The organism is Enterococcus sp., assembly GCF_022711995.1.
Classification (GTDB): domain Bacteria; phylum Bacillota; class Bacilli; order Lactobacillales; family Enterococcaceae; genus Enterococcus_D.
In genome coordinates this window covers 1-13,188 of record NZ_JALAHI010000093.1, presented here as the reverse complement: position 1 = coordinate 13,188, position 13,188 = coordinate 1, and the positions used below count along the sequence as shown (strand labels likewise).

Here is a 13,188-nt window from a genome sequence, read left to right as displayed (position 1 = left end):
TTATTATGTCAATATTACAACTTTTTTGAAAGGAAGAATAGTGAATGAAACCACTCAATCTTACCAAACGCGAACGTCAGATCATGAACATCTTTTGGAATGCTGATAAACCTTTGTCTGCAAATGACATTGCGGTGCAACAGCAAGACTTAAGTAAAAACACGATCCAAGCAGTTGTCAGAAAATTAAAGAACCACGACTTATTGAAAGTGGCTGACATCGGCTACAGCGGTACTGTCTTGACGCGCTTGTATTCGCCAAATGTCTCTCAAGAAGATTTCCTAGCTGCCGAACTGTCTGAACAATCTTTGCTGAACCTTGTTTCAAACTTCATTGAAAACAGTGATGATGCCGAAACATTGAATGATTTGGAAAAAATCATCAAAGAACGGCAAGATCAGTTAAAAGGCTGATGTTCAACTAGATTGTCTTTGCTGAACAAGAATGTCCACGCTGAACATTTCTTGCAGCGCCAGCAGTCGTATCTGAATGACTTCATGTTCAGAAACTAGTAGCTGTAACTTTACCGCTACAACGGGGAGGTTTTGTAACCAGAAGTCATCCTATGTCCTTTGTGTATCCTGTGGTGGTACTTTCCGTACCTCACAGCGAGTAAAAGAATAACTAAAAACTCTATTTGCATATTTAAGGAGCTTTGTCTTGGTTCCTTAACCGAAAAAATATCCGAACTAACAATGACTGCTCCTGCTGTTCATGCCATCGCATAAACCCGATGGATAGGAGTAATCAATCATAGTTCGGATATTTTTGTCTTTGCTCAAAGGATAAACGTCATCACCGTTACTCGTTGATGAGGCCTTTAAATAGCCCGACAACAAACTCATTGGGATCAAAGGGCTCAAGATCGTTGATGCCTTCTCCTAATCCGACCAATTTGACCGGCAAACGCAGTTCATTGCGAATAGCTAAAACGATCCCACCTTTGGCGGTTCCGTCGAGTTTCGTCAAAACCAATCCGGTAACATCTGTAGTTTCTTTGAACTGTTTGGCTTGGTTCATCGCATTCTGACCCGTGGTCGCATCCAAAACAAGCAGCACTTCATGAGGCGCATTCGGCTCCACTCGTTGAATGATCCGCTTGATTTTCTCTAGCTCATTCATCAAATTGACTTTATTTTGCAAACGACCAGCTGTATCCACCAGCAAAACATCGGCTTGCTCGGCTTTCGCCCGTTCCATCGCATCAAAGACGACGGCTGCAGGATCGCCTCCTGCTTTGCCTCGAACAACTTCTACCCCCGCACGGTCGCCCCAGACGACTAGCTGGTCAATGGCGCCAGCCCGAAAAGTATCCGCAGCTGCCAGTAGAACTTTTTTGCCTTCTGCCTTGAATTGGTGCGCCAGTTTTCCGATACTAGTGGTTTTGCCGACACCATTTACGCCAACAAATAAAATCACTGTCAATCCCGGCTGCATATTCAACTCATTGACTTCACCGACACCAGCTTCCCCATAAAGGTCCACTAATTTCTCGATAATAACATTTTGAACATCTGACGTTTTCTTGACATTTTTTAATTTGACCTCTTGACGCAAGGCATCCGTGATTTTGATCGCTGCATCAAAGCCGACATCGGCACCAATCAACGTTTCTTCTACTTCTTCAAAAAAGTCTTCGTCTACCGAGCGGAAGTTCGCAAATAATTCATTGAGTCGTTGTCCGAAGGTTTTCCGCGATTTGGATAGTCCCTTCGTGTATTTCTCTTGTACCGCCTCTTTCTCCACTGCTGGTTGAGGAACAGGCATTTTCGGAGCGAACGGTGTGCTGGCAGGGGTCTCGGAAACGATTGGCGCATCCGGTGCTCCTTCGTTTTCTGCTGATAAAGAATCAGCGGAAACTTCTTCTGTTTTTGGCTCCGATTCTGCCGTTTCGGATTCTGTTACTTTCGATTCTGTCGTTTCAGATTCTGCCGCATCCGTTTTTGGCTTATCTGTTGCTTCTGGAGCAGAATCAAGTGTCGTATCTGATACTGTTTTCCCCGATGGTTCTTGGATTCCAGCATCTTCCAGAACCTCTGGTGATTCTGCTTTCGACGATTCTTGTGGTTTGTCTGCTTCTTTTGGCTCACCCACTAAAGCCTTTTTTATTTTGTCAAAAAATCCCATCTTAAACGCCTCCCTTCAATACATATTTTTCAACAACGGTTGCTACACCGTCTGCTTCATTGGAATCAGTCACTACATCTGCTGCTTCCTTGATCAAAGGCACGGCATTCGCCATCGCTACCCCGATTCCGGCATAACGAATCATCGGTAAATCATTTTCTTCATCTCCGATTGCCATGACTTCGTCGATGCCAATCCCTAAATCGCGGGCCAATAGCTCAATACCGTAAGCCTTCGTAATCCCTTTTGGCATGAATTCCAGTAAGTTATTACGGGTTTTAATAACCTCGTATTTTTCTCTGACGATAGAAGGAATTTCCAAAATCTTCGGATCTAACACTTCTTGATGATAGGCAATCACGGCCTTATTATAAAGCTTTGTCTCATCCAACGCTTCAATAGTATAAGGGCGGCAATCCAGCAATGGATTCAGTGAGCCATAGATCGACTGATTCGTGGCTGAAGTAGGCAAACACAACACGATCTCTTCCGAGACGATGTCCAATGGCATATCCAGTGTTTGAGCAACCGAAATCAGCTCATGGATATCCGTCAATGGAAACGTCGCCTTCTCCATGATTTCTCCGGTATCATTTTTTTGCACTAAGCCACCGTTGAAGGTAATACTATAATCCCCCGGCTCATTCAGTGACAACTCCTCTAGATAAGGACGAATCGCCCGCAAAGGACGCCCCGTACAAAGGACGACTTTTACCCCCTGTGCTTTTGCTTGGGCCAGTACTTCTTTGTTTTTTGGTGATACTTGTTTCTTTCCATCCAACAACGTACCATCTAAATCAATTGCGACTAATTTGATCATTTTGCTACTCCTTCTTGCTCTGCGACAAAATTACCGCCTTCTTTGACATCTTCCAAACGTACAGAAACCGTCTTAGAGACACCCGATTCCTGCATCGTCACCCCGTATAATACATCGGCGGCTTCCATCGTTCCTTTGCGATGTGTGACCACGATAAACTGTGTATCATTTTGAAAATCGCTTAAATAATGGCCAAAGCGTGATACATTGGCTTCATCTAGAGCTGCTTCTACTTCATCTAGCACACAGAATGGGACCGGGCGGACTTGAATGATCGAAAACAGCAATGCAATGGCGGTCAACGCTCGTTCACCTCCGGAAAGCAAGCTCAGATTCTGTAATTTTTTCCCTGGCGGTTGGGCTTCGATCTCGATTCCGGTATTCAATAAGTCTTTCGGATCGGTCAAGATCAATTCTGCATGGCCACCACCAAACATATTTGGAAAAACTTGCTTGAATTGCAGACGAATCGCTTCAAAGACTTCACCAAAGCGCGTTTTGACTTCTTCATCCATTTCGGACATGGTATCAAATAATTGCGCTTTAGCAGAAAGCAGGTCATCTCTTTGGCTCGTCAAGAAGCTGTGGCGCTGTTCCACTTGGTCATATTGTTCAATCGCATTCAAATTGACTGGACCAATCGCATCGATTTTCCCTTTCAACTCTTGGATCTCACTTTTGGCGGTTTCCGGATCTTCTATAGGTGAATAGTCATTGGCTGCTTTTTCAAAGCTCAACGCGTATTCTTCCTGTAAATAAGCCAACCGATTATCCATCACTAGATCAGCACGATTTTTTTCGATTTCCACATTGGTTTTTTCAGACAGTTTTTCTTTTTGCTGCAAGTTAGCCAAGCTAAGGGCTTCATCTAACTGACCGATTTCCTGTTGAACGGTTTGTCGTTGCTGGCGAATCTCTGCCAATTCTTGTGTTAAGGTCATTTTACGTTCGGTAAAATCACTGATCTGCTGATCCAGACTTTCCTCTGTGACTTCATGATCACTGTTATTTGAATTGATCGCTGCTAGCTGCCGTTCCAACGACTGTTGCCGCGCTTCATTTTCTGCTAGCGCTTCGGCATTGGCCGTGATTTTTTGTTTCAAATGTGCTACTTGCTCTTTTTGAACCGCAAAATCGGCTTGGAGTTGAGCGGCGGTTTCTGCCAGCTGGCTTCTTTTCGCTTCAATCAAATCTTCTTCTGCATTCATACTTTGAATGTCCTGATCGATTTTTTTCAATTGTTGGCTAATGGTTTGCTGCTCTGCTTCCAACCGTGTTTTCTTCTCATGGTATTCTTCAAAAAAGGCTTGGATCTCGCGATTTTCAAAATCAAAGACTTGCTGCTCTTTTTTCAACCGTTCCAACTCGTTGGTGAGGTTTTGCAGTTGATTTTTGAGTTCGTGTTCTGTCATTCGTGCGGTTTCCCCGGTGGTTCGTAATTCTTCCAGAGCAGATTGCGCATCTTTGGTGACTGTCTCAAAGTGCTGCACTTGTTTCTCTGTTTTTTGCAGGCGTTCATCCAATTGCGCCGCTTGCGCCGTTAATTGCTGCAATTCATTGCTTTGACTGAACAAACTACCGGCATTTTTCTTGGTGGCACCACCGGTCATTGATCCGCCGGCATTCATCACGTCACCTTCCAATGACACGACACGATAGCTATAGTTCAGCGCCTTTGCTAAAGCATTGGCACTCTTCAAATCTTCGGCGATCACGATACTTCCCAGCAGGTTTTCGGCAATAGTTTTTACTTCATCATTAAACCGCACCAACTCACTGGCAATACCGATAAAGCCTGGAACTTGTTGGGCTTGAGAAACCGCATAGCTAGGCAGTTGACGAGACTTGATGGTCGTCAATGGCAAGAAAGTGGCCCGCCCGCCGCGATTTTCTTTTAAATATGTGATCGCTGCTCTGGCATCACGTTCGGTTTCCACTACTACGTGTTGCGCAGACGCCCCTAGTGCTGTCTCGATCGCGACTGTGTATTTTTCCGGTACTTCGATCAATTCAGCTACAGCACCTACCACACCGGTCAGCTGCTGCTTGTTTTTCAGAATCACTCGGACACCTTGATAAAAGCCAGCATAGTTTTCTTGGATATCCTGTAAACTGCGCTGCTTTGCCCGGACTTGCTGAACTTGGTTCATCAGCTGATACATTTTTTTCTGGGCATCATCCAATTTTTCTTTGTTGTCTTTGGCCTTCTCTTGTAGATGAATGTATTGCTTTCGCTGTTCATCCAACTGTTGCTGAATCCCTTGCAACCGCTCATTGACAATTTCTGCCGCCGTCGCTTTTTCTTTGATGGCTGTCGCTAACTCCGTCTGCTTGGTGACAGCAGTCTGATTTTTAGCTGTTTCTTGCTGGTACTGACGTTCCAAATACTTGAGTTCATTGCCGATGGTTGCTTGTTCTTGCATGGCTTCGACATATTGACTGCGCAATTCTTCGATGATCTCTTTCGCCGATTTCTGGTATTTTACTTGTTCGGCTCGGCAATCAGCAATCGCGACTTCTGCTTCTTGAACACTGCGATTCTTTTGCGACAGCTCATGGATCAGCTCTGCTTTTTCTTCATTCAGTTGTTGAAGACGTTCACTCACCGCATCCAGCGTTTCCTGATACTCTGCCGTACTTTTTTGTGTGTGCTTAGAGCGCTCCAGCAGCACTTCTTTTTGGCCTTCTGCTTGTTTCAACCCTTCGGTTACTTGCAACAGCTGTTGGTTGATCTGCTCCAATGACTCATCAAATACGGTTCGTCGCAGACGTAATTGCTGCAGATTCCCTTCACCATTGTTGATTTGCTGGGTGATCTCAGCCAACTGGCGATTCAATTGTTCTAGCTGTTCTGTTGCTGTTTCCCATGCAGCTTTGGCCGTCTCGATTTCCATGACAGAAAAGGCAACATCAATTTCTGTCAATTTTTCCTTCAATGATAAAAATTGTTTGGCGGCTTCGCTTTGAGCAGCTAATGGAATCAATTGATCCTCTAACTCGTAAATAATATCTTGTAAACGACTTAGATTATCTTCTGTTTCAAACAATTTTTGTTCTGCTTTTTTCTTGCGCTGTTTGTATTTCAATACACCGGCGGCTTCTTCAAAAATACCGCGACGATCCTCTGGTTTGCTGCTGAAAATCGCTTCAACTTTCCCTTGGGAAATGATCGAAAAGGATTCTTTTCCTAATCCGGAATCCATAAAGAGTTCTTGGACATCCCGCAGACGGCAACTTTGCTTATTCAAATAAAAGTCGCTTTCGCCTGTTCTTCTTAATCGCCGAGTCACACTGATCTCACTGTAATCCAGTGGCAAGTAGTGGTCGGTATTATCTAAAATAATCGTTACTTCCGCTACATTTAAGGGCTTGCGAGTGTCCGATCCTGCAAAAATGATATCAGGCATCTTGCCACCCCGCAGGCTTTTGGCAGACTGTTCTCCTAAAACCCAACGAATCGCTTCGGTAATGTTGCTCTTGCCGCTGCCATTTGGTCCTACTACTGCAGTCACGCTATTTTCAAAATCAATGATCGTGCGGTCTGCAAAAGACTTGAAACCGGCAATCTCTATTCGTTTTAAATACACTCCGCCATTCCTTTCTTACTGATCAAGACTTGCTAAGGCATTTTCTGCCGCTGCTTGTTCTGATAATTTCTTAGACTTTCCTTGCCCCTCACCAATCAGTACATCGTCGCAATAGACTTCTGTCCAAAAGATTCGTTCATGGGCAGGACCTTCTTCTTTGGTTAAACGATAGTTGATCGACACATCGCCGGACCGCTGTAAGACTTCCTGCAATCGGGTTTTGTGATCCATCTCATGGGAAAAAGCACCTGCTTTAACTTTTGGAAAAACGACCGCTGTCAAGAAACCGTTGACGCTCTCCAAACCTTGATCCAAGTACAACGCACCTAAAAAAGCTTCAAAAAGATCGCACAATAAAGAGGGACGCTTACGTCCGCCGGAATTTTCTTCTCCTTTGCCTAACCGAATGTATTGATCAAAACGGCAATCCTTGGCAAACATCGATAAGCTATCTTCGCGAACGATCGCTGCCCGCAGTTTCGTCAACTTTCCTTCAGGAAGGTCCGGCAGCTCACGATATAAATATCGCGACACGATCAATTCTAAAACAGCATCTCCTAAAAATTCAAGGCGCTCATTATCGGATAGGTGCAAATTGCGATGCTCATTCACATAAGATGAATGCGTAAACGCTTGTTCGAGTAAATCTACATCATGGAAGACAATGCCATAATCTTCTTTTAATTCGTTCATTAGCTGTGTATTCATTTGCCACATTCCTTCATTAGTTTATCGACACCTCCTTATTATACTGGTTTTTGGCTAATTATGAAATGTTTCATCCAAAAACTTGACCCCGCTATAGAAAAAATTTAATCGTTTCTATCACAGGGATTTCGTTGGCTGAACCTTTCTCAGTGCTTTCATTTTATAAAGACAAAAAAAAGACGCTCCCGAAAGAACGCCTTTTTCTAAATTAGCGAGATTCTGCTGTTACAGCAACTGTTGCCCATGGATTATGGTCAACATCGTATGCCCATGTGAAACCTGTTACGCGATCAGATACTGGCAATACAGCACTACGGTAAAGTGTTGGGATAACAAATGCTTCATCCGCAGCGTATTCTTGCCATGCATCAAATGCTTCTTTGCGTTTTGTATCATCAAATGAATCTTTTGAGTCAATTGCTTCTAACAGTTTTGTATTTTCGTCAGATGCAAAACGAGTGTAGTTAAATGCTGAGTTTGGACCATATAAGCCCATTGGTGATGGATCATAACCTGTATTCCAAGCGCCTTGGTATACATCGATTTCAGGATCATCATTTTCTAGTTTGTCATAGAATGCTTGGAAATCAATCAAACGGCCCGTTGTGTATTTCACGTCTAAGCCGATTTCTTTCCATTGTTGAACATAGTAGTCAGCCAATGGTTGCGCAGTTTCGCCACCTGACATTGAAGCAAAATTGATCGTTAATTTGTCGCCATTTTTGTCTTCGCGCAAACCGTCGCCATCCACATCTTTGTAGCCAGCATCGTCTAACAATTTGTTTGCTTTGTCGATATCTTGTGTATAGCCTTTGACATCTGAATTATGCAATGTACCAAATACTGGTGGGATCAAAGTTGTTGCATTTGAACGCAATCCATTGTAGAAACGGCTACCCACTGCATCATTATCTAATGCATAGCCCATTGCTTGACGCAATGATTTATCAGCCATTTTTGCTTTATCATTGTATTCTACTTTGCCTTCTTCAGCATTCCATTTACCTAGTTTGAATCCTAGATAGGTGTAAGCTGTATCTGTACGTCCCAAGATTTGATAACCTTCAGCATCTTTGTAAGTTGGGTAAGTATCTGTTGGCATTGATAGAGCCATATCATATTGTTTTGCTTTCATTGCTTCAACGATTGAAGCAGTTGGTACAGCTTTAAATGATAGTTTATCTAATTTTGGTTTGCCGCCATAGTAATACTCATTTGGTACGTATTCTACAGATTCACCAGCAACGATGTTTGACATTACGTAAGGTCCGTAAACGATTGGTGTTTTACGAACAGCATCGCTTGATTCCATGTCTTTAACTGCAATACCTTCAAACGCATGTTTTGGTAAAGCAGAAGACCAGATACCGCCACCTGCTTGCATCATACCAGGATGAACTTGTTTGTACTGGATTTTAACGACTTTGTCGCTTTCTTTTGTGATTCCTGAGATTGTATCGGATTTACCATCGTGGTAGTCTTCCATCCCAACAATATTCGTAAAGTTACTGTCGTAGCGGATCCCTGTGTAATCTTTGTTACCGATCACTTCATAGGTAAAAATAATATCATCCGCAGTTACATCTTTGCCGTCTGACCATTTCAAGTTGTCACGCAATGTAATCGTTGCAGTGTTGTTGTCTTCATCCAATTTAAGATTTGCCGCACCACCGTCAACAATTTTGAAGTCTGCATCATTCAGAAATAGACTTTCATTACTTGGTAACATGAATTGTGCATCATAATTGTCTTGATAAAATTCGTTTTGGAATAAGCCTTGGAATTGCGTATCCATAACTACTGCTACATCCAATGTGCCACCGTCGATTGCTTTTGCATCGTTGCTGACTTCTATAGGAAAATTACTAACATCTTCTGTATCTGTTGCCGCATTGTTGCTGCCCGAAGAGTCTGTCCCGCCACTCTTGCCGCCACAAGCTGCCAATGCTAAGACTGACAAAAGTGTGACCATACCAAAAATATTTTTCTTCATCCTGTATCCTCCTTGTTTTAACCTAGTCGTTGACGTGCATCAGCTGAACGCTTAAATGCCTGACCAACGTAGTTTATACTCAACATCAATACTAGAATCAATATCGACGCGGGTAACCATATCCATTGTCTGTTGACCAGCACATCACCGCTGCTGGCGTACCCAATCAATGTTCCTAAACTTGGAACATTCGTTGGCAGACCAAAGCCCAAGAACGTTAGAGTTGTTTCGATACCGATATTTGCTGCAAAGTTCATCGTCAAGTTGGTGATGATCAATGAGCTTAAATTCGGCATGATTTCGCGAAACATAATCACAAAATCATTGGTCCCTAATGTTTTTGACGCACTCACATAATCTCGGCGCCCTTCAGAAAGAGTCTTACTACGGAAGAGCCTTGCTTTTCCGACCCAATAAAAGGCACTCATGACCCAGATAAACGTCCAAACATTGTACCGAGGTACGATCGAAACAATAACGATAATAATCAACATGATCGGCAAGATCATGACAAAATCAACGATACGCATCAAGATATTATCGATCAAACCGCCATAGTAGCCTGAGATGATCCCCAAACCAACTCCGACGATCGATGTAATGATCGTAATGGAAAACCCAATCAAAATCGAGTTACGCGCACCAATGATCAATTGTCCCCAAACATCACGGCCACCTTCATCCGCCCCTAATAGGTAGGTACCGCCATTTGGTGAGACTGCTCCGGGTGCAGCATATTTATCTAGAATACTGACATGCATGACTTGGCTTTGATCGACCACTGCCGAGCCAATAAATACGAAAAGCAATACAGCTACTAACAAGACTAACGAAAAGATAGCAATCTTGTCTTTTAAAAATTCACGAAAAATCATTTTTAATCCCATAGGTGGGATACTTTCTTGTTTTAACACTTTTTCTTTCTTTTCAGACACGTTTATCCCCTCCTACTGGATTCTGATTCTTGGATCGACAATACTCATAATGATGTCTGATAACAAGGTACCGATCAATGTCGCCAACCCTAAAATCAAGGTCAATGATGTGATCACGGCATAATCCCGTTGTACGATACTATCAATAAATAATTTTCCGACACCTGGGTAAGCAAAGATTTTTTCAATGACCACTGAACCAGCAATCAGTGAAGTAATCTCGTACCCCATTTGAGATGCGATCGGCAAGGATGCATTTCGGAACACGTGACGTGAGAAGACTTTACTTGTTGGCACACCTTTTGAACGAGCTGTTCGGACAAAATCCAACGATTTGGAATCAATCACTTCACTTCGTAGGTACTGGATGGTAACTGCTGTACCTAATAGCGCAGAAGTTATAGCCGGCAAAATCAGATGGTACAGGCGACTCCAAAATTCTGCCATTCCTGTTACACCTGGTGCGACAGACCCCCCAGTTGGGAACCAACCTAAACGATAGCCGAAGACAAACAGTGCAATCAATGCAAAGATAAACAACGGCACTGCAAAACTAAAGAAGTTATACACGACAACGATCTTATCTAAAATCGAATTTTGGTAACGACCAGCTAACATTCCTAATGGAATCGCGATCAGATACGTTAAGATGACCGTTAACAAAGATAGCCACAATGTATTGCTGATCCGTCCTGAAAGTAACGTTGCTACTGGCAGTTTATAGATAAAACTTTGACCAAAATCTCCTTTAAGCGCATTTCCGATCCAACGGAAATATTGTGTATACCAAGGATCATTCAATCCGGCTGCTTCCCGCATCCGCTCAATCACTGCTGGGTCTTGGTTTGGATTGATCAATCCTGTAAATGGATCCCCGGGCATTGCTTGTGCAATCAAGAAAATCAAGATACTCAAAATAATGACTTGCGGGATCATTAATATCAAACGACGTAGAATTGTTTTCCACATTATTCAGCACCCCCATTTTTCAAAGCCACTTGATGTGTTTCTGTGATTGTTCGAAGGTCATAAACACGACCCGTTTCATCATAGTAATCTTTTTGATGGGTCACATATTCCAACTCTACCCGACGGCGGTTTTCTTTATGTGCCTCACGATTTTTCACATCAATTTGAGGAATAGCTGATAATAAACGTTTAGTATAAATATGACGGGGATCTTGGTAAATATCCTGCCGTGTACCAATCTCAACAAAACGGCCTTTATACATAATAGCAATATTGTCACACATATGTTTCACGACCCCTAGGTCATGAGAGATGAACAAGAAACTCAAGCCAAATTCTTGTTGGATTCGTTTCATAAAGTTCAGCACCTGTGCCTGTACAGACAGATCCAATGCAGAAACAGGTTCATCGGCAACGATTAATTTAGGATTTGATGCCACAGCGCGGGCAACCCCCAAACGTTGTCTCTGTCCACCAGAGAATTCATGCGGGTATTTGTATAAAGCATCTTCTGGCATCCCAACGATATCCAAAAGGCGTTTCACCCGTTGTTTTTCTTCTTGGTCACTCAACCGTTCAAAGTTTCGTAGCGGTTCAGCAATAATATCAACGACCCGCTTTTTAGGGTTCAGACTGGACATGGAATCTTGGAAGATCATTTGAACATCTTTGTTATAATTCATTTTTTTCCGGACCGAGCGTTTAGTCACGTCTTGTCCTTCATAAATGATTTCGCCGCTGGTCACTTTTTCTAAACCAACGATGGCTTTACCGGTTGTTGATTTACCCGAGCCGGATTCACCTACCAAACCATATGTTTTTCCTTTTTCGATGATGAAATCCACACCGTCAACAGCATAGACATAGTCTGTGACGCGATTGAAAAAACCGCTGCGAATCGGATAGTGGACTTTCAGATCTTTGATTGTGATTAATTCTGACATCTACACTTCTCCTTTTTCGTCACTAAAATGAAAATGCTTATAGCAAGTACAGCGAACCAAATGGTCCGGTGCAACTTCGTGCAACACAGGATTTTCTTCGTGGTCACTTGCTGGGATCCAAGGGATACGAGCAGCAAAGCGGCAACCTGTTCTTGGCATATTTTTCAATGAAGGAACGACTCCTTCAATCACATGCAGTTCACTATCTTGCGAATCTTCTTGTGGAATCGAGTTCAACAAGGAGCGAGTATAGGGATGTTTAGGATTAGCAAACAATTCTTCTGCTGAAGCAACTTCGACAAATTGACCGCCATACATAACAGCCACACGATCAGCCATTTCTGCTACTACCCCTAAGTCATGGGTGATCAAAATGATCCCTGTTTGGGTTTCAGCTTGCAAATCTTTCAGCAAGTCAAGAATCTGCGCTTGGATCGTTACATCCAACGCTGTCGTTGGTTCATCAGCGATCACGATTGGCGGTTTACAAGCAATCGCAATGGCAATGATTACCCGTTGCCGCATCCCACCAGATAGTTCGTGGGGGTACTGGCGACCTACCCGTGCAGGATTGGGAATTCCTACTTGATCAAGTAATTCAAGGGCACGGGCTTGGCGTTGCTCCGCATTCATATTCGTGTGATAAGATAACCCTTCTTTGATCTGATCTTCAATACGCATCAGCGGGTTCAATGCGGACAATGGGTCTTGGAAAATCATACCAATGTCATTGCCGCGGATTTTGTTGTAAAGCGTTTCATTTAAGTTTGACAAATTCAAGTCTTTGTATAAGATCTCACCAGTGATTTTGGTGTTGTTCGGGTCATGTAATCCCATAATTGTTGTAGCTAAGGTACTTTTACCACAACCAGATTCACCTACGATCGCTAAGATCTCATTGCGCTCCAAAGTAAAAGAAATGCCATCTACTGCATCATAGTAATCATCTTTGATACGAAAACCTGTATGTAGATTTTGAACATCTAGTAATTGATTATCAGTTGACAATCGAATACCCCTCTCTTTTTTATAAGATGAAGTCTCTTTAATGTAAAAAAGTAGGAATTCTAAGTCAAATTCCAAATGCTTTCTTAACATCGTGTAA

At 42.9% G+C, this 13,188-nt stretch carries 10 protein-coding genes; 1 reads left to right on the top strand and 9 read right to left on the bottom strand.

Annotation, left to right across the window (positions count from 1 at the left end; translation table 11 throughout):
* Nucleotides 1–44: 44 nt before the first annotated feature.
* Nucleotides 45–413, top strand: coding sequence for a BlaI/MecI/CopY family transcriptional regulator (locus Q0A12_RS09200; RefSeq protein ID WP_291292354.1), 369 nt, complete (start codon nt 45–47; stop codon nt 411–413).
* Between the two features lie 388 nt (nt 414–801).
* Here the strand turns inward: Q0A12_RS09200 and ftsY are convergent, their stop codons facing one another.
* The 9 genes from ftsY to Q0A12_RS09155 all read right to left on the bottom strand — a co-directional run bounded on the left by ftsY (nt 802) and on the right by Q0A12_RS09155 (nt 13,091).
* Entirely contained in the window at nt 802–2,127 is a 1,326-nt protein-coding gene (gene ftsY, locus Q0A12_RS09195; RefSeq protein WP_291292353.1) for a signal recognition particle-docking protein FtsY, read from the bottom strand.
* Nucleotide 2,128: 1 nt separating this feature from the next.
* Nucleotides 2,129–2,947, bottom strand: a complete 819-nt coding sequence (locus tag Q0A12_RS09190) for a Cof-type HAD-IIB family hydrolase (protein ID WP_291292352.1) — start codon at nt 2,945–2,947, stop codon at nt 2,129–2,131.
* Nucleotides 2,944–6,534, bottom strand: a complete 3,591-nt coding sequence (smc, locus tag Q0A12_RS09185) for a chromosome segregation protein SMC (protein WP_291292351.1) — start codon at nt 6,532–6,534, stop codon at nt 2,944–2,946. The genes Q0A12_RS09190 and smc overlap by 4 nt, the downstream gene beginning before the upstream one ends.
* Nucleotides 6,535–6,549: 15 nt before the next feature.
* A complete protein-coding gene (rnc, locus tag Q0A12_RS09180; protein ID WP_291292350.1) occupies nt 6,550–7,242 on the bottom strand; it encodes a ribonuclease III in 693 nt (230 codons plus the stop codon).
* Nucleotides 7,243–7,450: 208 nt separating this feature from the next.
* On the bottom strand, nt 7,451–9,235 hold the full coding sequence (locus tag Q0A12_RS09175; protein WP_291292349.1) for an ABC transporter substrate-binding protein: 1,785 nt from the start codon (nt 9,233–9,235) through the stop codon (nt 7,451–7,453).
* A 17-nt stretch (nt 9,236–9,252) separates the two neighbouring features.
* Nucleotides 9,253–10,170 carry an ABC transporter permease gene (locus Q0A12_RS09170; RefSeq protein WP_291292348.1) on the bottom strand — a complete coding sequence of 306 codons (918 nt, stop codon included), beginning with the start codon at nt 10,168–10,170 and terminating at the stop codon, nt 9,253–9,255.
* A 12-nt stretch (nt 10,171–10,182) separates the two neighbouring features.
* Complete coding sequence (gene opp4B, locus Q0A12_RS09165) at nt 10,183–11,139, bottom strand: oligopeptide ABC transporter permease (RefSeq protein ID WP_291292347.1); 957 nt, start codon at nt 11,137–11,139, stop codon at nt 10,183–10,185.
* Nucleotides 11,139–12,083, bottom strand: a complete 945-nt coding sequence (locus Q0A12_RS09160) for an ATP-binding cassette domain-containing protein (protein ID WP_291292346.1) — start codon at nt 12,081–12,083, stop codon at nt 11,139–11,141. The genes opp4B and Q0A12_RS09160 overlap by 1 nt, the downstream gene beginning before the upstream one ends.
* Nucleotides 12,084–13,091 carry an ABC transporter ATP-binding protein gene (locus Q0A12_RS09155; protein ID WP_291292345.1) on the bottom strand — a complete coding sequence of 336 codons (1,008 nt, stop codon included), beginning with the start codon at nt 13,089–13,091 and terminating at the stop codon, nt 12,084–12,086.
* Between the last annotated feature and the right edge of the window lie 97 nt (nt 13,092–13,188).

What these genes read in the sequence shown, in the direction of transcription:
- Q0A12_RS09200 (WP_291292354.1), top strand. Translation starts at nt 45, where the DNA reads ATGAAACCACTCAATCTTACCAAACGCGAACGTCAGATCATGAACATC.
- ftsY (WP_291292353.1), bottom strand. Translation starts at nt 2,127, where the DNA reads ATGGGATTTTTTGACAAAATAAAAAAGGCTTTAGTGGGTGAGCCAAAA.
- Q0A12_RS09190 (WP_291292352.1), bottom strand. Translation starts at nt 2,947, where the DNA reads ATGATCAAATTAGTCGCAATTGATTTAGATGGTACGTTGTTGGATGGA.
- rnc (WP_291292350.1), bottom strand. Translation starts at nt 7,242, where the DNA reads ATGAATACACAGCTAATGAACGAATTAAAAGAAGATTATGGCATTGTC.
- Q0A12_RS09175 (WP_291292349.1), bottom strand. Translation starts at nt 9,235, where the DNA reads ATGAAGAAAAATATTTTTGGTATGGTCACACTTTTGTCAGTCTTAGCA.
- opp4B (WP_291292347.1), bottom strand. Translation starts at nt 11,139, where the DNA reads ATGTGGAAAACAATTCTACGTCGTTTGATATTAATGATCCCGCAAGTC.
- Q0A12_RS09160 (WP_291292346.1), bottom strand. Translation starts at nt 12,083, where the DNA reads ATGTCAGAATTAATCACAATCAAAGATCTGAAAGTCCACTATCCGATT.